The sequence below is a fragment of the Mesorhizobium sp. M8A.F.Ca.ET.181.01.1.1 genome (genome assembly GCF_004792025.1).
In the GTDB taxonomy this organism is placed as follows: domain Bacteria; phylum Pseudomonadota; class Alphaproteobacteria; order Rhizobiales; family Rhizobiaceae; genus Mesorhizobium.
In genome coordinates, this window is sequence record NZ_SRTV01000018.1 from 1 (window position 1) to 24,877 (window position 24,877).

Sequence of the window (24,877 nt, forward strand, 5' to 3'; positions counted from 1 at the left end):
AACGGTAAGCAACCAAAGGTCGCCATCGTCGCCGTGGCCCGAAAGATTATGACCATCCTCAGCGCCATGCTTCGACACAACCAACCCTGGTATCCAGACAAAGCCTGAAAACACAGTTGCTCATCCGTCTTGCCGCTTCGCGACAAGCCACCTTCTCCCACAAGGGGAGAAGGGAAAGTGGCGACCGCCCGGCCCTTCGCTATGGCTCCGGGCGTTCGTCGCTCGAAAAGCCCATTTAGGGGCTTTTCGTCCGCTGCGCGGACCGCTCCTCACCCATGCGCAACCATCACATGGCGCACGGCGGTGTAGTCCTCCAGCGCGTAGAGTGACATGTCCTTGCCGTAGCCGGACTGTTTCAGGCCGCCATGCGGCATCTCGTTGGTCAGCATGAAGTGGGTGTTGATCCAGGTGCAGCCATATTGCAGGCGTGCCGCTGTCGCCATGGCGCGCGAGACGTCCTTCGTCCACACCGACGAGGCCAGGCCGTAATCGCTGTCGTTGGCCCAGTTCACCGCCTCGTCGACATCCGTGAAACGAGTGATCGAGACGACCGGGCCGAACACTTCCCGGCGCACGATCTCGTCTTCCTGTAGTGCCCCGGCAACGACCGTCGGCTGGTAGTAGAAGCCGGTGCCCTCGCCCGGCTTGCCGCCGGTGGTGATCTCGATGTGTTTCAGTTCCGAAGCGCGCTCGACGAAACTCGATACGCGGTCGCGCTGGCGGCGCGAGATCAGCGGCCCGATCTCGTTCTCGGTGTCGTCTGATAGATTGTACTTGATGGTCGAGACGGCGGAAGAAAGATCGGCGACAAGCTTGTCGTAGATTTTCTTGCCCGCATAGATGCGGCAGGCCGCTGTGCAGTCCTGGCCGGCATTGTAGTAGCCGAAGGCGCGCAGGCCGTTGACGACGGCGCCAAGGTCGGCGTCGTCGAAGACGATGACCGGTGCCTTGCCGCCAAGTTCCAGATGCGTGCGCTTGACCGATTTGGCCGCGGCCTGCAGCACCTTCTTGCCGGTGGCGACGTCGCCGGTGATCGAGATCATATTGACCTTGGGATGGTTGATCAGCGTGTTGCCGACGCTGTCGCCCCGGCCAAGCACGACATTGACGACGCCCTCGGGAAGCACGTCGGCCAGAATCCTGGCCAGCTTCAACGTCGTCAGCGGTGTCTGTTCCGACGGCTTGAAGACCACGGTATTGCCGCCGGCAATCGCCGGCGCCAGCTTCCAGGCCATCATCATCAGCGGATAGTTCCACGGCGCGATCGAAGCGACGATGCCGATCGCGTCGCGCCGCACCATCGAGGTATGGCCCGGCAGATATTCGCCCGCGACGACGCCGGGCATGGAGCGCACCGCGCCGGCGAAGAAGCGGTAGCAGTCGACGATGGCCGGGATTTCGTCATTGAGCACGGCGTTGATCGGCTTGCCGCAGTTCAGCGCTTCGAGCGTGGCGAACTCCCTGGCCTCGGCCTCGATGCGGTCGGCGATTTTGAGCAGGTAGCCGGAGCGTTGCGCCGGCGTGGTGCGCGACCACGAGACGAACGCTTGTTCGGCGGCCGCCACGGCGGCCTCGATCTGTGCCTGGCTGGCTTCCGGCAGGTTGAGAATGGTCGCCCCGGTCTTCGGATTGAGGATCGGCTCGTCGGTCTCGGTGCCCTTTTCGAATTTCGAGCCGATCAGCATCTGGGTGTCCATCAGATTTCTCCCTTGGAAGGAGCGAATGAGGAGCAGCGAATAGCGAGCAGGGTTTGGCTGTCGATTTTTGCTACTCGCTACTCCCTATTCGCTTTTTTTCATTTCCCGCTTCCGGCGATCTGGTCGCCGTCGCGGGTCAGGTAGTAGGCAAAAAGGATCGGCAGCAGCGTCACCAGCACGACGACCATGGCCACGACATTGGTGACCGGTCGCTGGCGCGGGCGGATCAGTTCCTCCAGCATCCAGATCGGCACGGTCTGCTGCTGGCCGGCGGTGAAGGTGGTGACGATGACCTCATCGAAGGACAGCGCGAAGGCCAGCATACCGCCGGCAAGCAGTGCCGTGGCGATGTTGGGCAGCACGACATGCCTGAAGGTCTGGAAGCCGTCGGCGCCGAGATCCATCGAAGCTTCGATCATCGAACCCGAGGTGCGGCGGAACCGGGCGACCGCATTGTTGTAGACCACGACCACGCAGAAAGTGGCGTGGCCGAGCACGATCGTCCAGAACGAGAACGGAATGTCGGCCAGCGCAAAGGCCGAGCGCAGCGCGATGCCGGTGATGATGCCGGGCAGCGCGATCGGGAGGATGACCAGCAGCGAGATGGTTTCGCGGCCGAAGAATTTCGTTCGCGACACGGCGGCGGCGCACAGCGTGCCGAGCACCAGCGCAATCGTGGTCGAGATGGCGGCGACGCGGACCGACAGTGACAGCGCTTGCCAGACATCGGGTCGGTTCCAGGTGACGGCGAACCATTGCGTGGTCAAGCCCGGCGGCGGCCAGACGAAGCTCTTCTCCTCGGTGGTGAAGGCATAGACGAAGATCAGGAGGATCGGCAGATGCAGGAAGAGCAGGCCGCAGGCGGCCGCGATCTTCAGGCCAAGGGGAGCCGACTGGCTGCGGTCAGAGCGCATCGAAGGCCCCCATGCGCTTGGCGCCCCAGAGGTAGAAACCCATGATGACGATGGGCACCACGGTGAAGGCGGCGGCGAGCGGGATGTTGCCGGCGGTACCTTGCTGCGAATAGACGGCCTGGCCGATGAACAGGCGCGAGGTGCCGATGATCTGCGGGATGATGTAGTCGCCCAGCGTCAGTGAGAAGGTGAAGATCGAGCCGGCGACGATGCCGGGCAGCGCCAGCGGGAACAGCACGTTGCGGAAGGTCTGGCCGGGCGAGGCGCCGAGATCGGACGAGGCCTCGACCAGATTGCCGGGCACGCGCTCGAGGGCCGCCTGCACCGGCAGGATCATGAAGGGCAGCCAGACATAGACGAAGACGATGAAGGTGCCGGTAAAGGACACCGACAGCGAATTGCCGCCGACCACGGGCAGCGAGAGCCAGCTATCGAGCAGCCACAGCAGGTGCAGCTTGGCGAGCAGCCAGGTCAAAATGCCTTCCTTGGCCAGGATCAGCTTCCAGGCATAAATCTTGACCAGATAGCTCGACCACAGCGGCAGCATGACGCCGAGATAGAACAGCGCTTTCCAGCGGCCGCGCGCGTAACGCGCGGCATAGTAGGCTATGGGGAAGGCGACGATAGCCGAGGCCAGTGTGACCAGTGCCGCCATCGTCACCGTGCGCAGGATGATGTCGAGATTGGCGGCCTGCAACAGGTCGCCATAGGTCTTCAGCGTGAACTGCCGGTTGATGAGGCCGGAGAACTCGTCGATGGAGAAGAAGCTCTGCGCCAACAGCGCGAACAGCGAGCCGATATAGACGATGCCGAGCCACAGAACCGGCGGCAGCAGCATGAGCAGCAGCAGGAGCTGCGGTCGGCGCCAGAACAGGTCCGACAGCGCGCCGCGCAGGCCGCCGCTGCCGGGCAGGATGGCTGGGGCGGGATTGGCGTTGAGGGCGGCGATGGTCATGGGACCACCCTGTGGCAGTGGGGCTTATAGGAGAGGCAGCGATCCTTCACGCCCCCCTCTGTCCTGCCGGACATCTCCCCCACGAGGGGGGAGATTGGCAGCTTCAGCGCCTCGCTCATTCCCGCAACGTTGCTGATTGGCGAAAGCAGTCGCGACATCCAATCTCCCCCCTCGTGGGGGAGATGGCCGGCAGGCCAGAGGGGGGCGCCGTAGAGCGCCACGCTGGAGACTCTAATCGCGCAAACCTTCATCATGCCGGCTCGTCCATCAGATGCAGATGCTCGCGATTGAAGGTGAGCACAACAGCCTCGCCTTCCCTAGGCAGCACTGTCCCCGCCGGCACCACGGCGTGCAGCTTCAACCCGTCGGCATCGAGCGCCAGCCTGGTGGTGGCGCCGAGATAGTTGGTCGAGACGAGACGCGCGGCCACGCCCTCGCCGCTCGCGGCGCGGCCGACGCGAATGGATTCGGGCCTGAGACTCCCCCAGCGGTGCTGGCCGGAATAACGCTGGACGAAGTCCGGCGGCAGCACGTTGGACGAGCCGACGAAATCGGCGACGAAGCGCGTGCTTGGGCGCTGATAGATGTCTTCCGGCGTGCCGATCTGCATAATCCTGCCGTCATTGAAGACGGCGACGCGGTCGGCCATCGACAGTGCCTCGCCCTGGTCGTGGGTGACGAAGACGAAGGTGATGCCGAGCGCCTTCTGCAGTGATTTCAGCTCCTCCTGCATGTTTTCGCGCAGTTTGAGGTCGAGCGCGCCGAGCGGCTCGTCGAGCAGCAGCACCTTGGGCTGGTTGACCAGCGCACGCGCCAGCGCGACACGCTGGCGCTGGCCGCCGGAGAGCTGGCCGGGCCGGCGCGCGCCGTAGCCGGGCAGCCGCACCAGTGACAAGGCTTCTTCCGCCGCCTTGTGCCGCTCGGCCTTGCCGACGCGCTTGACCATCAGTCCGTAGGCGACGTTGTCGAGCACATTGAGGTGCGGGAACAGCGCATAGTCCTGGAACACTGTGTTGACGTTGCGGCGATAGGGCGGCACGCCCTCGGCGCGCTCGCCGAAGATCGAGATGGAACCCGCCGTCGGCTGCTCGAAGCCGGCGATGAGACGCAGGCACGTCGTCTTGCCCGAACCCGATGGCCCCAGCATGGCGAAGAATTCGCCGGGCGCAATGTCGAGGTCGACCGCGTCGACAGCGCGAACACTGCCGAAATGGCGCGAGACTTTTTGAAAGGAAACGGCTGGGGTCATTGGGTGTCCTGATCTGTCAGGCTCGTCAAAATCTCGGGCGTTGGCGCTGCCCCTCATCCGCCTGCCGGCACCTTCTCCCCGTAATAGGGACGGGGAGAAGGGACGCGCTTCAACGCTGACGGTACCCTCTCCCCGTTCTTCACGGGGAGAGGGTAAGGGTGAGGGGCAGCGTCAACTTATCAATAGATGCGCGGCGAAAATCACCGTCCGCCGATGACGCCGATATAATCCGACACCCAGCGATAGTAAGGCACGCACTGATCGTTCTGGGTGACGCATTTCGAGACCGGCGTCTTCCAGAACTTGATCTTGTCGAAATTGTCGTAGCCGTTGGTCTTGCAGCCTTCCTCGCCGAGCAACTCGTTGCCCTTGCAGGCGGCGGGCACGACCGGCAGCGAGCCGAACCAGGCCGAGACATCGCCCTGCACCTTCGGCGCCAGCGAATGCTCTAGCCACATATAGGCGCAGTTCGGGTGCGCCGCGTCGGCTTCCATCATGGTTGTGTCGGCCCAGCCCGTGACGCCTTCTTCCGGCACGGTCGAGGCAACCGGCTTCTTGGCGGCAACCAGCGTGTTGACCTGGTAAGGCCACGAGCCCGAAGCAACCACGCCTTCGTTCTGGAAGTCATCGACCTGGATGGCGGCGTCATGCCAGTAGCGGCCGACCAGCGTGCGCTGGACGCGCAGCAATTCGAGCGCCGCCTTGTACTGGTCCTCGTTCAATTCGTAGGGATCCTTGATGCCGAGTTCCGGCTTGTGGAACATCAGGTAGTTGGCGGCATCGGCGATGTGGATCGGTCCGTCATAGGCCTGGACACGGCCCTTGTTGGACTTGCCATCCGGCAGCTTCATTTCCTCGAAAACGACATTCCAGCTCTTCGGCGCTTCCTTGAACACCTCGGTGTTGTACATCAGGATGTTCGGACCCCACTGGTAGGGAACGCCGTAATGCACTTTGTCGACGGTGAACCAGGGCGCGTCCTTGAGCCGGTCGTCGACCGTCTTCCAGCTCGCGATGAGATCGGTGTTGATCGGCTGCACGCGCTTGCCAGCGACGAGGCGCAACGAGGCATCGCCCGAAGCGGTGACGAGGTCGAAGCCGCCCTCGTTCATCAGCGACACCATCTCATCGGATGTGTTGGCGGTCTTGACGTTGACCTTGCAGCCACTCTCCTTCTCGAAGGCGGTGACCCAGTCATAGCCCTTGTCGGTCTCGCCGCGCTCGATATAGCCCGGCCAGGCAACGATGTTGACCTGGCCTTCGCCCTTGCCCAGTTCCTTGACCTGGGCAACGGCCTGACCGGAGAAGGTCAGCGCGACCGTCAGCGCAGTGCATGACTTCAGGAATGAATTCATCATCAATCTCCCATTTTGGCGCGTGACCCTGAAACCGCTCCGGTTTTCGCCAGATCACGCGCGGACTGAAAAACGTGCCAGTTCGTCCAATGGACTGATGCCGCTCTGATGGCGGCTTTGGTCGCTGAACCGAAGGTGCTTGGAAAATACCGGTTTCGCAAATTCATTTGTCAGAAGGGTGATATCGGTTTTTCCGATAGATCGCCGCGGATCAGGTCCGCTGGCGGACCGTCCGTTGCGACTGGGCAAGCCCGATGAAGTCGCGCGCCGCCTGCGGCAGGCTGGAGCCGCGCCGCCAGACCATGCCGACCTGCACCACCGGCAAGGCACCGGAAATGTCGCGCGATTCGATGCGGTCGCCTTCCAGCGACCAGGGCCGGTAGACGAGATCGGGCAGCAGCGCCACGCCGGCGCCGGTGGCGACGAGGCTGCGCACGGCTTCCACGGAACGGGTGCGGAAGGCGACATGCGGCCTGGCGCCGATCGCCGTCAGCAGCTTGCCGGTGTTCTCCTCGATCTCGTCGACGGTGAGCATGATCAGCGGTTCGGAGGCGATATCGCCGATGCCGATGATGTCGGCGCCAGCCAAGGGATGGCCGAGCGGCAGCCACAGCCGATAGGCCGAGACTTCGAGGATTTCCGATTGCAGGGCAGTGCGGTCGCGCAAATTGGAGGTGACCATGACGGCAATGTCGAGCTTGCCGCCGATGAGCAAATGTTCGAGGTAGTCGCCATTGTCCTCTATGGCCGACACCTCGACGCCGGGATAGGCGCGGCGGTAGCGGGAAAGCAGATCCGACAGCACATAGCCGGCGACCAGAGAGGTGACGCCGAGCTGCAGCCGGCCACCGGCGACGGCCTGTTCGCCGGAAAAAGAGCGGCGGGCGTCGGATACGTCGGCGAGGATCTTTGTCGCGTGACGCAGGAACTGGTGGCCCTTGTGGGTGATATTGAGGCCGCGCGGATGGCGCTCGAACAGTTCGACGCCGAGATCGCTTTCAAGTTCCTTGATCGCTTCGGTGACCGACGATTGCGAGATGGAGAGGTTTTGCGCCGCGCGCGACACCGTGCCTTGCTCGGCAACGGCGACGAAGAACTGCAACTGGCGGATGGTGAAGGCCATGGCCGGACTAAACACCGGCAGGCAAGCGAAGGAAAGCGGATCGCGGAGCTTATCCCATGACCCGGTGGCGCGTTCAGCCGAGCATCAGCCTGATGCGGCGTCGCCATGTCGGGCCATAGCGCAACGCAAGCATGAAGGCCGCCTCCAGCGCCACGACAATAACGATGATGCGCAAGCCCACCGTGAAAGAATCCTGGCCGCTGCCGTGCATGAGATAGCCGGTCAGGAGAAAGCCCGCATTCCATATGGTGGCGCCAAGCAGCGTCGCGGCCGCGAAAGGCAAGGCAGGCAGACACAGCGCGCCAGCTGCGATCGGCAGGTAATTGCGCACGGTCGGGATGAACTGCGCCAGCAAGGATACCCTGACATGATTGCGGCGATAGGCCTGGCCAAGCTTGCGATAGGTTTCGGGGCGCAGGAAGACATATCTGCCGGCTCGTCCGATCAGCCTGTCGGCGCGGTCGAACCCGATCCGGCGGCCGACCCCATACCAGACAAGACAGCCGGTGAAGGAGGCGGAAGTCGTCACCGCCAACAGGATCGCCAGCGTCGCACCGTCAGGCGCGGCCGTCATGCCGAGAAACAGCAGCAACACATGCGAGGGCGGAATCGGCAGGATCTTCTCGGTGAAGGCAAGGCAAAAGACGCCGAACAGGCCGAAGCCGAGAATGACCGACAATGGTCCCGTCATGCGAAGCGCCAGTCATAGGTTCCGGCTGCCTTGATTCTGGCGATGCGATAGACCGTCGCCGGCGGGAAATTGCGGAACGTATGACCAACCCGCGTGACCTCGAGATCGAGCCGGTCGAGCAGCGACTGGTCGAACGGACAGCGCCGTCCGAGCGTGAACTGATAGAGGGCTCCGCCGGGACGAAGGTTCGCGAAAACACCTTCGAGAATGGCGAGCGTCTTGCGCCGCGAAATCAGCCGGAAAGGCAGGCCGCTGACGGCAGCGCCAATCACCGGCCGGTGGAAGAGCGACAGATGGCGCAGGCCGACAGCATCCATTTCAAAAATCCGGGCGGCAGGAAAACGACGCATGAGCAGCGCGGCGAAATCCGGATCGGATTCTATCAGCATCAAATCTTCCTCCTTCACCCCGCGCGACAGCAGCGCCCGTGTGAAAGGACCTGTTCCTGGACCGAGCTCCAGCACGGGGCCTGTCTCAGGTCCGATGTCACGGGTCATCAATGCCGCCAGGCTGGAGCTGGACGGCGTGACGGAGCCGACCCTGAACGGCGCGACGGTCCACGCCATGAGAAAAGACAGAGCATCATTTGCGGGCATGGTAACCTCAATCCGAGACAACAGCACGCCAACCAGTCTGGTGTGCCACCTGATTTCGCTTCAGCGTCATTTCGCTTCAACGTCGGGCCCGACCTGTTGCATATTCGGGCCCGACGCCTTCACGCCGGCATGGGCGATTCGTGCCGACCGGCGCTGTTTGCCGCGACTGGGTTGCATAGACATTGCGCAATCTCGGAGAGCCAAAGAAAGCGCCTGTCGACCCCGGCCGTTCGGCTTTGCCATGTTTGCGCAATGTTGGCGCGGTAGCGCCCGAAGCTGTTGCCGTTGCTGGAGAACTGTCGATGCGAATCTTGCTGGTCGAGGACGAGCCCGAAATGGTCTCTGCCTTACGTGCCGCGCTGAAGCGCCACGACATGGTGGTCGATCATGCCGGCACGCTCATCGAAGCCGAAGGCTTCGTCGCCGCCGACAGCTACGACGCGATCCTGCTCGACCGCCAGTTGCCGGATGGCGACGGGCTGTCGCTGGTGCCCAGATTGCGTTCGGCCAAGAACACCACGCCAGTGCTGATGCTGACGGCGAGAGGCGACACAGCGGACAAGGTCGATGGGCTGGACATGGGCGCGGACGACTATCTGGCAAAACCATTCGCCTTCGAGGAATTGCTTGCCCGGTTGCGCGCGCTGCTGAGGCGTCCGGCACCGATGCAGTCGCAATTCATCCGCGCCGGCGACCTGGTGCTCGACGTCGGGCATCGCGAAGCGTCGATCCGTGCCGAACCGCTCAGCCTGCCGCGGCGCGAACTCCTGGTGCTGGAGGCGCTGATGCGCCGGACCGGCCGCATGGTGCAGCGCGAGGCGCTGATGGAGGCGGTGTTCGGCCTCGACGACGAGATCCAGTCCAACGCGCTCGACACCCACGTCTCGCGCCTGCGCCGCAAACTCGCCGATGCCGATGCCGGCGTGACGATCAATGGCATTCGCGGCGTCGGCTATCTCCTGCGCGAAACGACATGAGCGCCGAGCTATGAGCCTCAAGCGCCCGCGTTCGCTCAAATGGAGCCTGGTGCTGCGTATCGCCTTGCTGCAATGCGCGATGCTGACGCTGATCATCGTCGGCATTCTCGGCGCCATGCTGGCCACCGGCCTTATCCCGCATGACTACGAGGACGGTACAATGGACGTGCTGGCGGATGCAGTGACACGCGATGCCGGCGGCAAGCTTGTCATCACCGAGACGCCAGATATGGCAAAGCTGCGCTCGAACGTTCCGGACCTCTGGTTCATCATCCGCGACAAGCAAGGGCAGCGACTGGAAGAAGGCAGGGTGCCGGCCATTTTCCAGCCCTTTGTCGGACTGCTGGACACTATCAGCGACGCCCGTATCGACCACGCAATCGGACAAGCCGCGCCGCCGGAGGGAAAGATCCGCTGGACCGATACGGCGGCCGGCAATGTCCAGATCTTCAGCGGCACCAAGGGCGGGCTTTCGCTGCTGCGCCTGCTCGGCCAGGCGCCGCAATTCTTCCTGCAAGGCATATTGCCGCTCGCCGGGCTGATGGCGTTGGCCACGCTGGTCGCGACACCATGGGTGGTGCGCGGCGCACTGTCAGGCCTTGGCCATGCGGCCGCAGAGGCCGAACGCATCGACATCGACCAGCGTGGCGTGCAGCTGCCGCTGAAAGATGTGCCAAAGGAAGTGACGCCGCTGGTCAAGGCGGTGAACGCCGCCCTTGCGCGCCTGGACAAGGGCTATGAACGCCACAAGCGCTTCCTGACCGACGCCGCCCATGAACTCAGGACACCGGTCGCCATCCTCAACACGCGCCTTGCCTCGCTGCCGGCGACGCCGGAGCGGGCAAGGCTGCTGCAGGATGCGGCACGGCTTTCGACGCTGACCGACCAGCTGCTCGACCTGCAGCGCCTCGACCGGCAGACAACGGCCTTCGAAAAGGTAGACCTCGTGGCGATCGCGCGCGGCGTCATCGTCGACCTCGCGCCGATGGCGTTCTCGGCCGGCTACGAAATGTCGTTCGAGCCGGAACGGGACACGCTTTTTGCCACCGGCGACCGCACCGCGATCGAACGCGCGGTGACCAACATCGTGCAGAACGCCATCGAGCATGGCGGCCGCGCCGGCAAGATCACCGTCAGCGTCACAATGCCCGCCATCATCGAGGTCCGGGACGAAGGCGACGGCGTGCCGCCGGGCGAGCGGGAGCGCATTTTCGAGCCCTTCTACCGGCTGCGTCCGCAGGATCACGGCGCCGGCCTCGGCCTCAACCTCGTGCAGGAAATCATGCATCTCCATGGCGGCCGCATCGAGATCCTTGACGGCAAACCGAGCGGCGCCTGCTTCAGGATGAATTTTCGCGCTTTGCCGGCATAGCGTCGCCGTAAATCATTAAGCGACCTTCGCGTGTTTGACATCGCGAAGAATCGTAACTAATTAAGTTACATGAAACGCAACAGTCGCCTGTCTTCCACCCTGCACATTCTCGTCCACATGGCGGAGAAGCCCGAACAGGCGCTGACCTCCGAGCAGCTTGCCACCTTCATCCACACCAATCCGGTGGTGGTGCGCCGGACCATTGGCGGCTTGCGCGATGCCGGCATCGTCACCTCGTCGCGCGGGCATGGCGGCGGCTGGCTGCTCGGGCGCGCGCCCGAAAACATTTCACTGGCCGAGATCAGCGTGGCTCTTGGCGAGACGCTGCTGCCCTTCAGCACCGAGCCGGAAAGCCCAGGCTGTCTGGTCGAGCAAGCGGTGATCGCCGTTCTCGACGATTTTCGCGTCGCGGCCGAGAAGCTGCTGGCGGAGAAGCTCAGCCGCATCACGCTGGCCGACCTGACCGCCGATTTCCGCCGCCGTTACGCCCTCATTGGAGTCTCCAGCCATGCAGTATGATCTTGCCGTCGTCGGCGGCAGCTTCGCCGGCCTGTCCGCCGCCATCCAGGCGGCGCGGGCGCGGCGCAACGTGCTGGTGATCGACGCCGGCCAGCCACGCAACCGCTTCGCCACGCATTCGCACGGCTTCCTCGGCCAGGACGGGCGAACGCCCGGCGCGATCCTCGACGATGCAAGGCGGCAATTGCTTGCCTATCCGACGGCCAGGCTTGTCACCGCACGTGCGGACAAAGCCATTGCCAACAGCACAAGCGATTTCGAAATCGCCGTCGATGGCGGCGACACATTCGGCGCCGCCCGGCTGGTGCTTGCCACCGGCGTTCGCGACATCCTGCCGGAGGTTCCCGGGCTCGCCGGACAATGGGGTAGGACCGTGCTGCACTGTCCCTATTGCCATGGCTACGAGGTTTCCGGCGGGCCGCTTGGCGTGCTCGCGACCGGTCCGATGTCCATACATCAGGCCCAGCTGATTTCCGACTGGGGTGACGTCACGCTGTTCGGCAACGGCCTGATCGAGCCCGACGCCGAGGAGATGCTTGCCCTGGAGGGCAAGAATGTCAGCTTTGAGCCCGCGCCGGTCAGCGAACTCGGGGAAGACGGCGCCGGCGGATTGGTTGTCCACCTCGACGGCGGCCGAAAGGCGGGCGTCAAGGCGATGTTCACCGCGCCCCGCAACACGATGGCGAGCCCGCTGGCAGAACAGCTCGGTTGCGACTTCAAGGACGGCCTGCTTGGCCCGATGATATCAGTCGATGACAGGCAGCAGACGACGATACCCAGCGTGTATGCCGCCGGAGACGCGGCACGCGCGATGCATAACATCGCCTTCGCCGTGTCGGGTGGCACTTTCGCGGGCGTGTGCGCCCATCAATCCTTGGTGTTCGGCTAAATTCCGGCTTCGCCGCGGGCGATGCTGAGCCGCGCGCCGGCCTGTGCGAGGGCGGCGGCAATGTCATGCGGCGGCGCGCGGTCGGTGGCGAGCTCGGAAAAGCCGTCGAAGCCACAGACCTGAACCAGGCCCTGGCGGCCGAATTTCGTGTGGTCGGTGATGACGAGCGAGCGCTGGCCGCGCGACAGCACCATGCGGGCAAATTCCGCCTCTTCCAGATCATAGTCCATGACGCCCGTCAGCGCATCCACGGCGCCGGTGGAGATAATGGCGTGGCTGACCGAGAAGCGGCTGACGAACTCGATGGCCGACGTCCCGAACGCGGCGCCTGAATCGCTGCGCAACTCGCCGCCGGCCATATAGACCTTGTTGCCGTTGATGGTGGCCAGCGTGCGAGCGATATCGGACGAGTTGGTGACGACCGTGAGGCGCCGGTGGCCGAGCAGTTCGCGTGCCAGGAACGACGTCGTGGTGCCGGTGTCGAGCATGATCGATTCGCCGTCACGGATGGTGGCCGCGACCGCGCGGGCAATGCTGCGCTTGGCGTCGGCATGCTCACGCATGCGCCGTTCGAACGGCGCTTCGCCGATCATCGACGGCAGGCCGATGGCGCCATGCATCTTCAGAACCGAGCCGTCGCTGGTGAGCGGCTTGACGTCACGGCGCACGGTTTCGAGCGACACGCCCAACCGGTCGGCCAGGCTGGCGATGGTGACGGTTCCCTCTTCCTGCAGCAGCCGCAGGATTTCGCCATGCCGTTTCGAGTGGATCATCTATGCGCGCCCCGGAGATTGCCCGATTCTAGGGCATTCCTAACGGTTTTAAAGGAATTGCCCATGCTTTCGGGCAAAATACCCAAAAAAAGTCACATCTTTTTATTGACAGAGGGGCAACCCTGGCGTGAAATCCAAACCTCAAACAGGGGTTCGGAGCTGCAGCGGGAGGGTAATTGGCAGGGCCGCAACTCACTGACCAGGCAGCCTGTAACGTGCCTGGCGCAAGGAATTTTCAGATCCGCGGGGGCGGATGCCGGGTTCAAAAACCTGGCCAAGGGGCTCGTCGGTGCGGTGCGGGATACCAATCCTGGCGTCCCGCACCGACGAGATTGTTTGCACTTCCCCCCGCCGTGGTCGCACTGCCCGTGGCGCCGTGTCGAAGCCCAGCAAACCAGGTCAGCAAACCAGGGATGATTCCGTGATTGCCGAAGACCGCATCCGCGCCCTGCCCTGCTGGACGGGCACCATCGAGATCGCGCCGCTGCCCGGCGGCTTGAGCAATGCCAATTATGTGGTCACCGACACGGCCGGCAAACATGTTGTGCGCTTCGGCCAGGACTATCCGTTCCACCATGTCTTCCGCGAACGCGAGGTGATGACCGCACGAGCGGCTCACGCCGCCGGCTTCGCGCCGGCGGTCCACTATGCCGAACCCGGAATCCTGGTGACGGCGTTTCTTGGCGCCAAAACCTATCTGGCCGAGGACGTGCGCGCCAATCTCGGCCGCGTCGCGGCGCTGATGCGCGGCTTTCACCGGGAGATGCCCAACCATATCTCCGGCGCCGGCTTCATGTTCTGGGTGTTCCACGTCATCCGCGACTATGCGCGCACGCTTGACGAGGGCGGCAGCCGAAAGCGCGGTGACCTGCCGCGCTTCCTGGCGCTGGCCGACGAACTGGAGCGTGCCCAGAAACTGCTGCCGATCGTCTTTGGCCATAATGATCTTCTGCCTGCCAACATTCTCGATGACGGCAGCAGGCTGTGGCTGATCGATTTCGAATATGCCGGCTTCAACACGGCGATGTTCGACCTTGCCGGCGTCGCCTCGAACGCCGGCATGAGCGACGCGGAATCCTTCGCCTTCCTGACCGCCTATTTCATGAAGGAGCCTGACGAGGCGATCCGCCGCTCGCACGCCGCCATGCAATGCGCCTCGCTGCTGCGCGAGGCGATGTGGAGCATGGTGTCGGAGCTCTATCTCGACGCGCCCGGCATCGACTACGTCGCCTACACCGAGGAAAACCTGGTGCGGCTCGACGCGGCGCTGGAAAACTACCGGACAAAATACGGGATCCTGAAATCATGACCTTGCCTAGCCAGGCCGCGGTCGTCGTCATTGGCGGCGGCATCATCGGCTGTTCGACGGCCTATCATCTTGCGCGCGACCACAAGGTCGACGTGGTGCTGCTCGAACAGGGCAAGCTGACCTCGGGCTCGACCTGGCATGCCGCCGGGCTGGTGGGGCAATTGCGCTCTTCGGCCTCGATCACGCAAGTGCTGAAATACTCCGTCGACCTTTACAAGGGACTGGAGGCCGAGACCGGGCTCGCCACCGGCTGGAAGATGACCGGCTGCCTGCGGCTCGCCACCAATGCCGACCGCTGGACCGAGTACAGAAGGCTGGCGACGACGGCGAAAAGCTTCGGCATGGACATGCACTTGCTGTCTCCGGCGGAGGTCAAGGCGATGTGGCCGCTGATGGAGACCGGCGATCTGGTCGGCGCTTCCTGGCTGCCGACCGACGGCCAGGCGAGCCCTTCCGACATCACGCAGTCGCTGGCCAAGGGCGCGCGCATGCATGGCGCCAAGCTCTATGAGGACGTGCGCGTCACCGGCTTCGAGATGAAGGGCGACCGCATCACGGCGGTGAAGACCGACCAGGGCGACATTGCCTGTGACAAGGTGGTGAACTGCGCCGGACAATGGGCACGGCAAGTCGGGGCCATGGCCGGCATCAACGTGCCGCTGCAGCCGGTGAAACACCAGTACATCGTCACCGAGAAGATCGCGGGGCTGGCAACCGACGCGCCGACGCTGCGCGACCCCGATCGGCGCACCTATTTCAAGGAGGAGGTCGGCGGCCTGGTGATGGGCGGCTATGAGCCTAACCCACAGGCATGGACGACAGGGGAGGTGCCCAATGACTGGGAGTTCCGGCTGTTCGACGACGACTACGATCATTTCGAGCAGCACATGATTCAGGCGATCGCGCGGGTGCCGGCGCTGGAAACCGTTGGCGTCAAGCAGATGATCAACGGGCCGGAAAGCTTCACGCCGGACGGCAATTTCATCCTCGGCGTAGCGCCCGAATGCGCCAACATGTTCGTCGGCGCCGGCTTCAACGCCTTCGGCATCGCCTCGGGCGGCGGCGCCGGCTGGGTGCTGGCGCAATGGGTGGTCGACGGCGAGGCGCCGCTCGACCTGTGGGTGGTCGACATCAGGCGCTTTTCCAACCTGCACCGCGACCGGCACTGGGTGTGCGAGCGCACGCTGGAAGCCTATGGCAAGCATTACACGATCGGCTTTCCGCACGAGGAGTATGCCAGCGGCCGGCCGCGCATCGTCTCGCCGCTGTATGAGCGGTTGAAACGGCAGCGCGCCGTGTTCGGCTCGAAGCTCGGCTGGGAGCGGCCAAACTGGTTCGCGCCGGAGAGCGTCGAGCCAAAGGACGTCTATTCGATGGGCCGGCAGAACTGGTTTGCTGCCGTCGGCGACGAGCACCGGCATGTGCGCGAACATGTCGGCATCTTCGACCAGTCGTCCTTCGCCAAGTACGAGCTGAGCGGCCCCGACGCGGCGAAGGCGCTGGACTGGATCTGCGCCAACGACGTCAGCAAGCCGGTCGGCCGGCTGACCTACACGCAACTTCTCAACACGCGCGGCGGCATCGAGGCCGACCTGACCGTGTCGCGGCTTGCCGAGGAGAAATTCTACATCGTCACCGGCACCGGTTTCCGCACTCATGACGCCTCGTGGATCAGCGATCATATTGGCGAGGGCCTCGATGCCAGGCTGACCGACGTCACCGAGGATTTCGGCACGCTGTCGCTGATGGGGCCGCGTGCCCGCGACGTGCTTTCGGCGGTGACCGGGAGCGATGTGTCGAATGCCAGCTTCCCGTTCGGCCATATCAGGGAGATCGTCATCGCCGGTCACACGGTGCGGGCGCTGCGCGTCACCTATGTCGGCGAACTGGGCTGGGAGCTGCACGTGCCGATCGCCGCCACCGGCGAAGTCTTCGACGCGCTGATGGCGGCCGGCAAAGAGCACGACATCCGGCCGGTCGGCTACCGCGCGCTGGAATCGCTGCGGCTGGAAAAGGGCTATCGCGCCTGGGGCTCCGACATCACGCCCAACGACACACCGCTGGAGGCCGGGCTCGGCTGGGCGGTCAAGCTCAGGAAGAACACCGACTTCGTCGGACGGCGTGCACTCGAGAAGGTTGGCGGCGCGTCCCTGAAGAAGCGCTTTGCCGGCTTCACGGTCGACGATCCGGAGATCGTGCTGCTCGGCCGCGAAACCATTCTGCGCGACGGCGAGCCAGTCGGCTATCTGACCAGCGGCGGCCATGGCTACACGGTGGGCAAGAATATCGGCTATGGCTATGTGCGCAGCGCCGACGGGGTGAGCGATGATTTCCTCGCCTCGGGCAGCTATGAACTGGTGGTCGCGATGCAGCGGACGCCGGCGAATATCCATCTCGAGCCACTATACGACCCGGCAATGGAGCGCGTGAAGGCTTAGCTTACGCGCAAGGCGAGGCCACGACTGGGCACGGTATCGGCCTCGCCAGGCATGGAGACGTAAGGGCGAGTTTCCTCGGCGCGGGTGACGAGGCCTTGCGCTTCGAGTTCGGCGATGCGCGCGGCAAAGCCCTGATCCCATAGCGTGTTCTTGACCGTCAGCACGATCACCCCGCCCGGCCGGCAGATGCGGATCAATTCGTCCAAGCCCTCGGCGCCGACATGACCCGAGGTGAAGACGCCGGCCGAGATGATGCCGGCATAGGCGTCGTCGGCAAAAGGCAAGGCGCCGCCGAGCGCCAGGCAATGCAGCGCCGAATAGACACCCTTGCGCGCGGCCTGATCCAGCATGCCTTGCGAGATATCCAGCGCCTCGACCTGGGGATAGCCGGCAATATCGAGCCATTCGCCGATCAGCCCGGTCCCTGCCCCGGCGTCGAGCAGCGGGGCTGACCCGCGCGGCAGATGACGGGCGAGCAAGGCAAGGCAGATCGTCGGGTGGCGGTAACCGGCCGCCGACATGTCGGCGTCGTAGGTCTGCGACCAGCGATCATAGAGTGCCGCCACCTCTTCCGGGCGCTTGGCCGCGTAGACTTCGCCGAGCGCGCCATGATGTTTGCTGTCCGCCACGTGTCCACCACCTCCTTCGTCTTGCCGGAATGATAGCCAAACGGCGAAAATTGTGGAACCGTTGCAGCGAAGAAATAACGCGTGGGGACGCAGGCATGGAGACAGACGAGGCGCGAGCAAGACTTGCCGCCATTCCGGTGCTGGCCGGCTACACCGGGCCGCTGGAACGGCTCGGCGGCCTGACCAATCTCGTCTTCAAGGCCGGCGATTACTGCCTGCGCATTCCAGGCAAAGGCACCGAGGAATACATCAACCGCGCCAACGAAGCGGTGGCCGCGCGCGAGGCGGCAAAGGCCGGCGTCAGCCCGGAGGTGCTGCATGCCGACGCCGCCACCGGCCTGATGGTGACGCGCTACATCGCCGGTGCCGAGACGATGTCGCCGGAGAAATTCAGGGACCGGCAGGGCAGTCCGGCCCGGGCGGCCGAGGCCTTCCGCAAGCTGCATGCGTCCGGCGCGGTCTTCCCCTTCCGCTTCGAGCTGTTTTCGATGATCGACGACTATCTCAAGGTGCTGTCGACCAGGGATGTCGCCCTGCCCGCCGGCTATCACGACGTGGTGCGCGAGGCCGGCGGCGTGCGCGAGGCCTTGGCCGTCCGCCCCTTGCCTCTCGTCGCCTGCCATTGCGACCCGCTGTGCGAAAACTTCCTCGATACGGGCGAGCGGATGTGGATCGTCGACTGGGAATATTCCGGGATGAACGATCCGCTCTGGGACCTCGGCGATCTCAGCGTGGAAGGCAGGTTCGACGCCGCCCAGGACGAGGAGTTGATGCGCGCCTATTTCGGCGGCGAGGCGAAGCCGGCGGAGCGCGGCCGCGTCGCCATCTACAAGGCGATGTGCGACCTGTTATGGACGCTGTGGGGGCTGATCCAGCTCGCCAACAACAATCCGGTGGACGATTTCCACGCCTATGCCGACGGCCGCTTCGCGCGCTGCAAGGCGCTGATGGAGACACCAGAGTTTTCCAGGCACCTTGCTGCGATACGCCAGGGCTAGTCACCCGAAATCCGGCCTTAATTGACACCCTTCGGCACGTTCTCCGGCGGCACCGTGGTATCGACCACCTTCTGGCGGTGGAAGATGAACAGGCCGGCGAGAACGATGATGCCCGAGCCGATCAGGATGCGCGGGCTGGGCACGTCGCCGAAGAATGCCAGCCCGAACACCACCGCCCACAGGAGCAGCGTGTAGTGCAGCGGCGCCAGCGTCGAGGCCGGCGCCAGTTTCAGCGCCCGGGTGATCATCAGATGCGCACCGCAGGAGACGATGCCGAGCAGCAGCATGGCGCCGAGATCGAGCGGCGACGGCGTCTTCCAGGCGCCGATGGTCAGCACGCCGCCAACCGCCAGCGTGCCGATCGTCTGCCATGTCACCAGATTGGTGTCGCTCGTGCCGCGCAGGCGCCGGTTGAGGATGATGGCGAAGGCGAAGGCGAGGCTGCCGACAAGCGCGAAACTCGACGACAACGAAAACGCGGCGGAGGACGGTTTCAGCATGATCACCACGCCGCAGAAGCCGAGCAGGATCGCCACCCAGCGGCGCCAGCCGACCTTTTCGCCAAGCAGGAAATGTGACAGCGCCGCCACATAGATCGGCCCGGCCATGTAGAAGCTCATCACATCGGCAAGCGGCAGATAGACGACGGCGGCGTAGAACAAAGCGGTGTCGAGCGTAGTCGCAACCACGCGCAGGATCTGCAGCCCGGGCCGCTCCATCTGGAACAGTCTGCCGGCGCCCTGGTTGGCGATCATCGGGCCGAGCACGATAAAGGCGCCGATCGAACGGATCAGCACCACCTGGCCGACGGAAAAGCTGGCGACCAGCCACTTGCCCATTGCGTCGTTCAGCGCAAACAGGAAGTCGCCGGCCAGCATCAGCAGGATGCCGGCCAGAAGAACATTCCTGATTGGGGAATTCCGCGCCACGGGTTGCGTCATGCCGACCCCGATTCCTCCCTCGCCTGGCCGCGTCGTAGACGGAAGCGGTGGCTTTGACGAGGAGAAATCAGGAAATGAGTAAGACCAGCGTCGGGAATCGGCTGTATCTAGGTGGATATATGTCTGCGGTTCACCTGACCCGGCCTGCCGGGAATGGACAGCCTGGTATCCTGCCTTGTCCTTTCCGCCACCACCTTACCCTTGGCGATGACGCAGATGCGCTCGGCGCGCAGGCGCAGGGCCTCGATCGGATTGCCGGCATCGAGGATCACCAGGCTGGCGCGCTTGCCGACCTCCAGCCCTAGATAATCGAGGCCCATGATCGCGGCGTTGACGTTGGTGACCATGTCGAAGCAGCGCGCCATGTCGGCGGGGCTCGACATCTGGGCGACATGCAGGCCCATGAAGGCGACGTCGAGCATGTCGGCGGTGCCGAGCGAATACCAGGGATCGAGCACGCAATCCTGACCCCAGCCGACACGGATGCCGAGCGCCAGCATTTCCTTGACCCGCGTCATGCCACGCCGCTTGGGAAAGGTGTCATGGCGGCCCTGCAGCATGATGTTGATCAAGGGATTGGGGATCGCGGAAACGCCGGCCTCGGCGATCAGCGGCAGAAGCTTCGAGACATAGTAATTGTCCATCGAATGCATCGAAGTGAGATGCGAGCCGGCGACCCTGCCCTGCAGGCCGAGCCGCTGCGTTTCATAGGCCAGCTGCTCGATGTGGCGCGACAGGGGATCGTCGGTCTCGTCGCAATGCAGGTCGACCATCAGGCCGCGTTCTGCCGCGATTTCGCACAGTTCGGTCACCGAGCACGTGCCGTCGGCCATGGTGCGCTCGAAATGCGGAATGCCGCCGACGATGTCGACGCCCATGTCCAGCGCGCGAATGGTGTTTTGGCGCGCCGTCGGCGAGCGATAGAAGCCGTCCTGCGGGAAGGCCACCAATTGCAGGTCGATATAGGGGGCGACGGTCTTCTTGACCTCCAGCAGCGCCTCGACCGCCAGTAGCCGGTCATCGCAGACATCGACATGGGTGCGGATGGCAAGCAGCCCCATCGACACCGCCCAGTCGCAATAGGCGAGCGCGCGGTCGCGCACCGCTTCGTGCGTCAAAAGCGGCTTCAGTTCGCCCCACAGCGCGATGCCTTCAAGCAGCGTGCCCGATGCGTTGATGCGCGGTATGCCGTAGGACAGCGTGGCGTCCATATGGAAATGCGGATCGACGAAGGGCGGCGACACCAGATTGCCACGGGCGTCGACCTCGGTCCGCGCGGAACCCTCGAGCTTCGGCTCGATCGCCGCGATCGTCTCGCCGCTGATGCCGATGTCGGCGATGCCGCCATCCGGAAGCGTGCCGCCACGAACGATTAGGTCGAAATCCATCTCTCATCATCCCGCTTGAAGAATCACAGTCGCATCGTGTCTCAAAAGACAGCCTGCCGCAGCGGGTTTCTTTCCATGGTCGCGAAAGGTTCCCTCCGGCGGCAACTCCCTCTATAAGCCGCCTTCGTCATCCCGGCATCAAGGATCAGCCGTTGTTTCGCTTCTTCCGCTCGACGGAAAACCAGCGCCTCGTCGCAAGGCTGCTCAGGGAATCGTTCCGGCAGCACAGGGCCGGCTACGCCGCCGCCATCCTGTCGATGCTGGTGGTCGCCGGCATGACGGCCGCCAGCGCCTGGATCCTGCGCGAAATCACCAATGAATTCGTGATCGACAAAAGGATCGACCGCGTCAACATGATTGCCGTGGCGGTCGCCGCGATCTTCATCGTCAAGGGCATCGCCAACTTCGTCCAGGCCTACTTCATGAGCCGGGTCGGTAACGCCATCATCGCCGAACGGCAGCGCAAGATTTATGACCGCATCCTGGCGCAAGGCATCGAGTTCTACCATTCGACCTCGTCATCCGACCTGATCACCCGCATGACCAACAATGCCCAGGCGGCGCGCAACGTGCTCGACCTCATCGTCACCTCCTATGTGCGCGATCTGGTGACGCTGGCCGCCTTGATTGGAGTCATGGTCTGGCAGCAGCCGGCGCTATCGCTGATCTGCTTCGTCGTCGGTCCGCTGGCCATCTATGGCGTCAACCGCATCCTGAAACGCGTCCGCAAGTTCGCTGCTATGGAGTTCCGCTCGGTCGGCCAGATCGTCCAGGTGATGCAGGAAACCGCGATCGGAGTGCGCGTGGTCAAGTCCTTCAACCTCGAAGGCCTGATGCGCAAGCGCATGTACAGGGCGGTGTCCGATGTCGAGGACCGGGCCAACAACATCGCCGCGCTGGAAGCGGTTACCAATCCGGTGATGGAAACGCTGGCTGGGCTGGCGATCGCCGGCGCGGTCATGATCAGCGGCTTGCTGGTTCTGCAGGGCGGCCAGATGCCTGGCAACATCATGGCCTTCATCGCCGCGCTGCTGCTTGCCTACGAGCCGGCTAAACGCCTCGCACGCGTCCGTATCTCGTTGGAGAGCGGCATTGTCGGCGTGCGCATGATGTTCCAGTTGGCCGACGAGCCGCTGACATTGGCCGAGAAGCCGGATGCCAAGCCGCTTCAGGCCGGGCCCGGCGAGATACGGTTCGACGCCGTCAGCTTCGCCTATCAGAACGGCCCGCCGGTGCTGGAAGGGTTCGACCTGACCCTTGAGGCCGGCAAGATGACGGCGCTGGTCGGGCCTTCCGGCGGCGGCAAGTCGACGATCCTCAACCTGATCATGCGCATGTATGACCCCAAGAGCGGCAGGGTGCTGCTCGATGGCCAGGATATTTCCCATGCCACGCTGGCCTCGCTCAGGGAAAAGATCGCCTATGTCAGCCAGGACACGTTCCTGTTTGCCGGCACGATCATGCATAACATCCGTCTTGGGCGCGAGGGCGCCACCGACGACGAGGTGATCGCCGCGGCCAAGGCGGCCAACGCGCATGACTTCATCGTCGCGCAGCCGAAAGGCTACGAAACCGATGTCGGCGAGAATGGCGGCCTTTTGTCAGGCGGCCAGCGCCAGCGCATTTCCATCGCGCGTGCCATGCTGCGCAACGCCGAAATCCTGCTGCTGGACGAAGCGACCAGCGCGCTCGACGCGGAGTCGGAGGCGCTGTTCCGCGACGCGCTGCAACAACTGACGGAAGGGCGCACCACGATCGTCATCGCGCACCGCCTGTCCACCGTGCACCAGGCCGACACGATCGTGGTGCTGGAAGCCGGCAAGGTGGTGGAAAGCGGGGCGCATCGTGCCCTGCTCAAGCAGGGCGGGCTTTACCAGAAGCTTTATGAATATCAGCTGATGCCGTGAGGGTGCCTTCGAATGTAGGTGCCAGACCCCCTCATCCGGCCCTCCGGGCCACCTTCTCCCCGAGGGGAGAAGAGGTCGTCAACGCGGGCGTCAGCCTCTTCTCCCCAACGGGGAGAAGGTGGCCGCGCAAGCGGCCGGATGAGGGGGCCGGCGCGAACCTTACTCCGGCACGTGCCTCACCGCGCCCTTGTCGGCGCTGGTGGCGAAGGCGGCGTAGGCGCGCAGCGCGGTCGTCACCTTGCGCTTGCGCTTTTCCTCCGGCTTCCAGGCGTTCGCGCCCTTGGCCTCCATCGCCGCGCGGCGCGCGTCGAGTTCGGCGTCGCTGACGGCCAAGCGGATGGTACGGTTGGGGATGTCGATCTCGATCGTGTCGCCCTCATGCACCAGCCCGATCAGCCCGCCTTCCGCCGCTTCCGGCGAAGCATGGCCGATCGACAGGCCCGACGTGCCGCCGGAGAAGCGTCCGTCGGTGACCAGCGCGCAGGCCTTGCCGAGGCCCTTCGACTTCAGGTAGCTGGTCGGGTAGAGCATCTCCTGCATGCCGGGGCCGCCGCGCGGGCCCTCATAGCGGATGACGACGACATCGCCGGCCTTGATCTCATTGGCGAGGATCGCCTTGACGCTGGCGTCCTGGCTTTCGAAGACGCGAGCCGGACCGGTGAATTTCAGGATCGACTCGTCGACACCGGCCGTCTTCACGATGCAGCCGTCGAGCGCCAGATTGCCTTTCAGTACGGCAAGGCCGCCGTCCTTGGAGAATGGCGTCTTCGCCGAGCGGATGACGCCGGTCTCGCGGTTCGTGTCGAGCTCGTCCCAACGGCGGTCCTGGCTGAAGGCGACCTGCGTCGGCACGCCGCCGGGAGCGGCGAGGAAGAAGTCGCGCACATTCTGGCTCGAGGTGCGCGAAATATCCCAATGGTCGAGCGCTTCGCCGAGGCTGGCGGTGTGCACCGTCGGCAGGTCGCGGTTGATCAGTCCGGCCTCGTCGAGTTGGCCGAGGATGGCCATGATGCCGCCGGCGCGGTGGACGTCTTCCATGTGCACGTCGGACTTGGCCGGCGCCACCTTGCACAGCACCGGCACCCGCCGCGACAGCCGGTCGATGTCTTCCATGGTGAAGTCGACCTCGCCCTCATGCGCGGCGGCCAGGATATGCAGCACGGTGTTGGTCGAGCCGCCCATGGCGATGTCGAGCGTCATGGCGTTCTCGAAGGCGCCCTTGGAAGCGATGCTGCGCGGCAATGCGCTCTCGTCATCCTGTTCGTAATAGCGCTGGGCGAGATCGACGACGAGATGGCCGGCCTCGACGAACAGCCGCTTGCGGTCGGCATGCGTGGCCAGTGTCGAGCCGTTGCCGGGCAGCGAAAGCCCCAGCGCCTCGGTCAAACAATTCATCGAATTGGCTGTGAACATGCCCGAGCAGGACCCGCAGGTCGGGCAGGCCGAGCGCTCGATGACCTTGACGTCCTCGTCGGAGATCTTGTCGTCGGCGGCCGCGACCATGGCGTCGACAAGGTCGAGCGCCTGGGTCTTGCCGGCCAGCACGACCTTGCCGGCTTCCATCGGTCCGCCGGAGACGAAGACGGTCGGGATGTTGAGGCGCAGCGAGGCCATCAGCATGCCGGGGGTGATCTTGTCGCAGTTGGAGATGCAGACCATGGCGTCGGCGCAATGCGCGTTGACCATGTATTCGACGGAATCGGCGATCAACTCGCGCGATGGCAGCGAATAGAGCATGCCGTCATGGCCCATGGCGATGCCGTCATCGACGGCGATGGTGTTGAATTCCTTGGCGACGCCGCCGGCCTTCTCGATCTCGCGCGCGACGAGCTGGCCAAGGTCCTTCAGATGGACATGGCCAGGCACGAATTGGGTGAAGGAATTGACTACCGCGATGATCGGCTTGCCGAAATCACTGTCCTTCATGCCGGTGGCGCGCCACAGGCCGCGGGCGCCGGCCATGTTGCGGCCATGGGTGGTGGTGCGGGAACGATAGGCGGGCATGAATTTTCCTTGGCTGGCTTGGCTGCGCTCGGTGAGGAGCGTGGCGGCGCTGAATTTTGATCGCAGGGTTTATAGACCGGCAAGTATGGTCTGGCCACATTTTTGCAATGCGCCAGAGTCTTACCGAAAATCGGCGTCTGCAAAAAAATTGCA

21 protein-coding genes and 1 pseudogene are annotated in these 24,877 nt (G+C 64.1%); 9 read left to right on the top strand and 13 right to left on the bottom strand.

The annotated features are described in order from the left end of the window. A pseudogene (locus EN824_RS36330) lies at positions 1 to 108 on the top strand (IS110 family transposase); the annotation flags it as partial. A 161-nt stretch (positions 109 to 269) separates the two neighbouring features. Here EN824_RS36330 and EN824_RS32120 read toward each other — a convergent pair. From EN824_RS32120 to EN824_RS32160, 8 genes are all read right to left on the bottom strand, one after another. Next, the gene (locus EN824_RS32120; protein ID WP_135933093.1) at positions 270 to 1,697 is read right to left on the bottom strand and encodes a gamma-aminobutyraldehyde dehydrogenase; all 1,428 of its coding nucleotides are present in this window, start codon (positions 1,695 to 1,697) and stop codon (positions 270 to 272) included. Positions 1,698 to 1,795: 98 nt separating this feature from the next. Beyond that, positions 1,796 to 2,611 (bottom strand): ABC transporter permease, encoded by an 816-nt coding sequence (locus tag EN824_RS32125; protein WP_127279628.1) that lies wholly within the window; start codon positions 2,609 to 2,611, stop codon positions 1,796 to 1,798. Then, complete coding sequence (locus tag EN824_RS32130; RefSeq protein WP_127279627.1) at positions 2,601 to 3,566, bottom strand: ABC transporter permease; 966 nt, start codon at positions 3,564 to 3,566, stop codon at positions 2,601 to 2,603. Before EN824_RS32130 ends, EN824_RS32125 begins: the two co-directional genes overlap by 11 nt. Positions 3,567 to 3,816: 250 nt before the next feature. Next, a complete protein-coding gene (locus EN824_RS32140) occupies positions 3,817 to 4,815 on the bottom strand; it encodes an ABC transporter ATP-binding protein (RefSeq protein WP_127873568.1) in 999 nt (332 codons plus the stop codon). A gap of 200 nt (positions 4,816 to 5,015) precedes the next feature. Further along, a complete protein-coding gene (locus EN824_RS32145) occupies positions 5,016 to 6,170 on the bottom strand; it encodes an ABC transporter substrate-binding protein (protein WP_135862241.1) in 1,155 nt (384 codons plus the stop codon). Positions 6,171 to 6,381: 211 nt separating this feature from the next. Beyond that, positions 6,382 to 7,293, bottom strand: coding sequence for a LysR substrate-binding domain-containing protein (locus tag EN824_RS32150; protein ID WP_127280134.1), 912 nt, complete (start codon positions 7,291 to 7,293; stop codon positions 6,382 to 6,384). A gap of 73 nt (positions 7,294 to 7,366) precedes the next feature. Then, a complete protein-coding gene (locus EN824_RS32155) occupies positions 7,367 to 7,984 on the bottom strand; it encodes a DedA family protein (protein ID WP_127280135.1) in 618 nt (205 codons plus the stop codon). Beyond that, positions 7,981 to 8,580 (bottom strand): phospholipid methyltransferase, encoded by a 600-nt coding sequence (locus EN824_RS32160; protein WP_127280136.1) that lies wholly within the window; start codon positions 8,578 to 8,580, stop codon positions 7,981 to 7,983. Before EN824_RS32160 ends, EN824_RS32155 begins: the two co-directional genes overlap by 4 nt. Before the next feature lie 302 nt (positions 8,581 to 8,882). On the opposite strand from EN824_RS32160, the gene EN824_RS32165 reads away from it, so the two are divergent. The 4 genes from EN824_RS32165 (at position 8,883) to EN824_RS32180 (ending at position 12,337) form a co-directional block, all read left to right on the top strand. Further along, positions 8,883 to 9,557, top strand: a complete 675-nt coding sequence (locus tag EN824_RS32165) for a response regulator transcription factor (RefSeq protein WP_127280137.1) — start codon at positions 8,883 to 8,885, stop codon at positions 9,555 to 9,557. Positions 9,558 to 9,567: 10 nt separating this feature from the next. Next, the gene (locus tag EN824_RS32170; protein WP_135933094.1) at positions 9,568 to 10,929 is read left to right on the top strand and encodes a HAMP domain-containing sensor histidine kinase; all 1,362 of its coding nucleotides are present in this window, start codon (positions 9,568 to 9,570) and stop codon (positions 10,927 to 10,929) included. Between the two features lie 69 nt (positions 10,930 to 10,998). Further along, a complete protein-coding gene (locus tag EN824_RS32175; protein WP_127873574.1) occupies positions 10,999 to 11,448 on the top strand; it encodes an Rrf2 family transcriptional regulator in 450 nt (149 codons plus the stop codon). Beyond that, entirely contained in the window at positions 11,438 to 12,337 is a 900-nt protein-coding gene (locus EN824_RS32180) for an NAD(P)/FAD-dependent oxidoreductase (protein WP_127280251.1), read from the top strand. Before EN824_RS32175 ends, EN824_RS32180 begins: the two co-directional genes overlap by 11 nt. Here the strand turns inward: EN824_RS32180 and EN824_RS32185 are convergent. Then, a complete protein-coding gene (locus EN824_RS32185) occupies positions 12,334 to 13,110 on the bottom strand; it encodes a DeoR/GlpR family DNA-binding transcription regulator (protein WP_127280250.1) in 777 nt (258 codons plus the stop codon). The two genes, EN824_RS32180 and EN824_RS32185, sit on opposite strands and share 4 nt — an antisense overlap. Positions 13,111 to 13,531: 421 nt before the next feature. Here EN824_RS32185 and EN824_RS32190 point away from each other — a divergent pair, with 421 nt between their 5' ends. Further along, positions 13,532 to 14,419 (top strand): phosphotransferase family protein, encoded by an 888-nt coding sequence (locus EN824_RS32190; protein ID WP_135933095.1) that lies wholly within the window; start codon positions 13,532 to 13,534, stop codon positions 14,417 to 14,419. Next, positions 14,416 to 16,857, top strand: a complete 2,442-nt coding sequence (locus tag EN824_RS32195) for an FAD-dependent oxidoreductase (RefSeq protein WP_135933096.1) — start codon at positions 14,416 to 14,418, stop codon at positions 16,855 to 16,857. Before EN824_RS32190 ends, EN824_RS32195 begins: the two co-directional genes overlap by 4 nt. On the opposite strand, the gene EN824_RS32200 is transcribed toward EN824_RS32195, so the two are convergent. Further along, complete coding sequence (locus EN824_RS32200) at positions 16,854 to 17,486, bottom strand: class I SAM-dependent methyltransferase (RefSeq protein WP_127278645.1); 633 nt, start codon at positions 17,484 to 17,486, stop codon at positions 16,854 to 16,856. The genes EN824_RS32195 and EN824_RS32200 overlap by 4 nt on opposite strands. Before the next feature lie 95 nt (positions 17,487 to 17,581). On the opposite strand from EN824_RS32200, the gene EN824_RS32205 reads away from it, so the two are divergent. After that, positions 17,582 to 18,484, top strand: coding sequence for a phosphotransferase family protein (locus EN824_RS32205; RefSeq protein ID WP_127873577.1), 903 nt, complete (start codon positions 17,582 to 17,584; stop codon positions 18,482 to 18,484). 17 nt (positions 18,485 to 18,501) lie between these two features. Here EN824_RS32205 and EN824_RS32210 read toward each other — a convergent pair whose 3' ends face one another. Both EN824_RS32210 and EN824_RS32215 read right to left on the bottom strand, forming a co-directional pair. Beyond that, complete coding sequence (locus EN824_RS32210) at positions 18,502 to 19,425, bottom strand: DMT family transporter (RefSeq protein WP_127873578.1); 924 nt, start codon at positions 19,423 to 19,425, stop codon at positions 18,502 to 18,504. Between the two features lie 107 nt (positions 19,426 to 19,532). Continuing rightward, entirely contained in the window at positions 19,533 to 20,813 is a 1,281-nt protein-coding gene (locus tag EN824_RS32215) for an amidohydrolase family protein (protein WP_127278648.1), read from the bottom strand. A 152-nt stretch (positions 20,814 to 20,965) separates the two neighbouring features. Between EN824_RS32215 and EN824_RS32220 the strand changes: the two genes are divergently transcribed. Further along, complete coding sequence (locus tag EN824_RS32220; protein ID WP_127278649.1) at positions 20,966 to 22,720, top strand: ABC transporter ATP-binding protein; 1,755 nt, start codon at positions 20,966 to 20,968, stop codon at positions 22,718 to 22,720. 159 nt (positions 22,721 to 22,879) lie between these two features. Here EN824_RS32220 and ilvD read toward each other — a convergent pair whose 3' ends face one another. Continuing rightward, entirely contained in the window at positions 22,880 to 24,724 is a 1,845-nt protein-coding gene (ilvD, locus tag EN824_RS32225; RefSeq protein WP_127278650.1) for a dihydroxy-acid dehydratase, read from the bottom strand. Between the last annotated feature and the right edge of the window lie 153 nt (positions 24,725 to 24,877).

Coding starts and splice junctions, on each gene's coding strand:
- EN824_RS32185 (WP_127280250.1), bottom strand. CDS start 13,110: ATGATCCACTCGAAACGGCATGGCGAAATCCTGCGGCTGCTGCAGGAA.
- EN824_RS32155 (WP_127280135.1), bottom strand. CDS start 7,984: ATGACGGGACCATTGTCGGTCATTCTCGGCTTCGGCCTGTTCGGCGTC.
- EN824_RS32175 (WP_127873574.1), top strand. CDS start 10,999: ATGAAACGCAACAGTCGCCTGTCTTCCACCCTGCACATTCTCGTCCAC.
- EN824_RS32130 (WP_127279627.1), bottom strand. CDS start 3,566: ATGACCATCGCCGCCCTCAACGCCAATCCCGCCCCAGCCATCCTGCCC.
- EN824_RS32120 (WP_135933093.1), bottom strand. CDS start 1,697: ATGGACACCCAGATGCTGATCGGCTCGAAATTCGAAAAGGGCACCGAG.
- EN824_RS32205 (WP_127873577.1), top strand. CDS start 17,582: ATGGAGACAGACGAGGCGCGAGCAAGACTTGCCGCCATTCCGGTGCTG.
- ilvD (WP_127278650.1), bottom strand. CDS start 24,724: ATGCCCGCCTATCGTTCCCGCACCACCACCCATGGCCGCAACATGGCC.
- EN824_RS32125 (WP_127279628.1), bottom strand. CDS start 2,611: ATGCGCTCTGACCGCAGCCAGTCGGCTCCCCTTGGCCTGAAGATCGCG.
- EN824_RS32180 (WP_127280251.1), top strand. CDS start 11,438: ATGCAGTATGATCTTGCCGTCGTCGGCGGCAGCTTCGCCGGCCTGTCC.
- EN824_RS32195 (WP_135933096.1), top strand. CDS start 14,416: ATGACCTTGCCTAGCCAGGCCGCGGTCGTCGTCATTGGCGGCGGCATC.
- EN824_RS32170 (WP_135933094.1), top strand. CDS start 9,568: ATGAGCCTCAAGCGCCCGCGTTCGCTCAAATGGAGCCTGGTGCTGCGT.
- EN824_RS32210 (WP_127873578.1), bottom strand. CDS start 19,425: ATGACGCAACCCGTGGCGCGGAATTCCCCAATCAGGAATGTTCTTCTG.
- EN824_RS32140 (WP_127873568.1), bottom strand. CDS start 4,815: ATGACCCCAGCCGTTTCCTTTCAAAAAGTCTCGCGCCATTTCGGCAGT.
- EN824_RS32145 (WP_135862241.1), bottom strand. CDS start 6,170: ATGAATTCATTCCTGAAGTCATGCACTGCGCTGACGGTCGCGCTGACC.
- EN824_RS32150 (WP_127280134.1), bottom strand. CDS start 7,293: ATGGCCTTCACCATCCGCCAGTTGCAGTTCTTCGTCGCCGTTGCCGAG.
- EN824_RS32165 (WP_127280137.1), top strand. CDS start 8,883: ATGCGAATCTTGCTGGTCGAGGACGAGCCCGAAATGGTCTCTGCCTTA.
- EN824_RS32215 (WP_127278648.1), bottom strand. CDS start 20,813: ATGGATTTCGACCTAATCGTTCGTGGCGGCACGCTTCCGGATGGCGGC.
- EN824_RS32160 (WP_127280136.1), bottom strand. CDS start 8,580: ATGCCCGCAAATGATGCTCTGTCTTTTCTCATGGCGTGGACCGTCGCG.